The sequence below is a fragment of the Vibrio sp. 10N.222.48.A3 genome (genome assembly GCF_041475345.1).
GTDB classification, from domain to species: domain Bacteria; phylum Pseudomonadota; class Gammaproteobacteria; order Enterobacterales; family Vibrionaceae; genus Vibrio; species Vibrio tasmaniensis_A.
On record NZ_JBFRVX010000369.1, the window covers coordinates 1 to 2,774 of the forward strand.

Sequence of the window (2,774 nt, forward strand, 5' to 3'; positions counted from 1 at the left end):
AGCTAAACCCTGAAGACCTAGCTGAGTGTCGTACGCTTGGTGAAATCGTTACCTACATGCAAAGCAAGCTATCCGCTGCTGCACCCGCAGCAACTCCAAAAGCTGAATCAGTAACGCCTATCGCAGAAACAGCGACAGCGGAACTTCCTCCACACAATGAGGTAGCGCTAAAAAAGCTACCAGCGGCAGATAAACTCGTCGATTGTTTCTCAAAAGACGCTTGTGTCGTGATCACAGATGATGGTCACAACGCCGGTGTTCTAGCAGAAAAGTTGACCGCTAACGGCATTCAAGTGGCTGTAGTGCGTAGTGCTCTTTCTGCCGCGTCACCTTTAAACAGTGAAATCGCAAGCTACACACTCAACAGCGTCGATGATGCTGGTGTCACTGCGGTTATTAACGGCATCGAAGCAGACCTTAAAACGTCGAACAAAGTGATTGCTGGCTTCATTCATTTACAAGCTATCGTTGATGCGAAACAAAGCAACGAGCAAGCGGTTAACTTGAATGCAGACTCCAGAGCTTCACTGACGACAGCGTTCTTATTCGCCAAGCACCTAAATGGCCAACTGAATGCCGTTTCTGGTCGTAGTGTGTTCTTCACACTAAGCCGTATCGATGGTGGCTTTGGTTACCTAGATACTAAGCAACTAGCGAATGCAGAACTTAACCAAGCCGCGTTGTCTGGTCTAACTAAGACACTGAGCCATGAATGGTCAAACGTGTTCTGCCGTGCATTGGATGCTGACGCTTCTATTGATGCTCGTCACCTAGCTGAAGCTATCACAGGCGAACTGTTCGATATCGATACCAACACGGTTGAAATCGGCCTTAGCCATGCGGAAAACGGTGAATCTGGTCGTGCAACACTGATTGCGACAACACCAGGCGCTGCACAAACTAAAAACACAGGCGCTCAACTCACCAAGAGCGACAAAGTTCTCGTAACTGGTGGCGCTAAAGGCGTGACGTTTGAATGTGCACTGACGCTTGCTAAGCAATGTAAATCTCATTTCATTCTTGCAGGTCGTAGTAAGCATATTACTTCAGCTGAGCTACCTCAGTGGGCACAAGGTAAGCAAGAGAAAGAGCTAAAACCAGCGGCTATCGCTCACCTACAAGCAACAGGTGACAAACCAACGCCTAAGAAAGTTGATACCTTGCTAAAACCTGTATTGAGCAGCCTTGAAATCAACGCAGCACTTGCCGCTTTCAACGAGATTGGCGCGAGCGCTGAATACCTAAGCCTAGATGTATCGAACCATGAGTCAGTAGCGAAAACACTGGCGAATTTCGAAGGCATCACAGGTCTTATCCACGGCGCTGGTGTACTGGCTGACAAACACATTCAAGACAAAACACTTGATGAACTGAACATGGTTTACGGCACGAAAGTGGGCGGACTAGAAGCGGTTCTTGGTGGTCTTGATAGCAGCAAGCTAAAACTGATTGCGATGTTCTCTTCGGCGGCGGGTTTCTACGGAAACACAGGCCAAAGCGATTACTCGATGTCTAACGAAATCCTAAACAAAGCGGCTCTGCAATTGTCTGCTCGTAACCCTCAAGCGAAAGTGATGAGCTTCAACTGGGGACCGTGGGACGGCGGCATGGTAAACGCAGCGCTGAAGCGTATGTTTACAGAGCGCGGTGTGTACGTAATTCCTCTTCAAGCGGGTGCAGAGCTATTTAGCTCTCAACTACTGAACGAAACTGGCATTCAACTGCTGGTTGGCACGAGCATGCAAGGTTCTGACAACAAGGAAGCTGCTGTAAAAAAGCTTAATGCGGAGTCTGTGCATCTTGCAGAGAGTCCGCTGAATACAAGCATTACTGTGACACGTCATCTTGATCCTAAGGCATTGCCTTTCATTCAAGATCACTGCATTGCCGGTAACCCAGTGTTACCGACAGTGTGTGCCATCCAATGGATGCGTGAAATCGCTGAGCAACTGTTAGGGGTGAACGTTAGCGTTCACAACTACAAACTGCTGAAAGGTGTGATTTTTGATACTGATGAAGTGCAAGAGCTAAGACTGGTTCTTTCCTCTGATGCTAAATCAAAAGGTCAGCTAAAAGCAGTGATCAGTTGCCAAGGACGACCACAGTATCAAGCTCAGTTGCAAGTTGCCTCTGTGCAAGTTTCTGAAGATGTTCAACAAGCGTCGACAAAGCGCTTTGAAGCCAACACTTCAGCTCCTGTAACAACGGCACAAGCTCTATACAGTGACGGCACTCTGTTTCATGGACCAAGATTGCAAGGTATTACCTCAGTCGAATGCTTTGACGACTTAGGTTTATTGGCTCAGTGCCAACTACCTCAGATTGAAAACAGCGACTGCGGATCATTTATTCCGAAGCAAGGTTTTGGTGATAGCCAGCCATTTGCTGAAGATTATCTATTGCAAGCCATGTTGGTATGGGCTCGATTGAAATACGGCGCGGCAAGCCTACCGTCTGCAATCGGTGAGTTTATTTGTTACGCACCGATGCACGATGGTGACCAAGGTTGGCTAGATCTGAGCGTGATAAAAAGTACGGCTCGTTCGCTTCAAGCTGATATCTCGCTTTACCACCAAGATGGTCGTTTAAGCGCGGTAATGAAAGGTGCAAAAGTCACCATCAGCAAAAGCTTAAACGACGCATTTTTGCCGAAGTCTAGCTCAGCAGTGTCGAAGAAAGAGACTACTAAGAACCCAGAAAAGGAGCAATTGTCATAGTGACTGTTCCTACTAATAAAGCGATGCCATTGCGCATCGCTCTTTTAGCTCAGCCAG

At 47.6% G+C, this 2,774-nt stretch carries 1 protein-coding gene; it reads left to right on the plus strand.

Features of this window, described 5'->3' with window-relative positions:
• Positions 1-2,717, plus strand: a 2,717-nt coding sequence (locus AB4653_RS11565; protein ID WP_372104207.1) for a KR domain-containing protein, incomplete at its 5' end; no start/stop codon positions are given.
• Between the last annotated feature and the right edge of the window lie 57 nt (positions 2,718-2,774).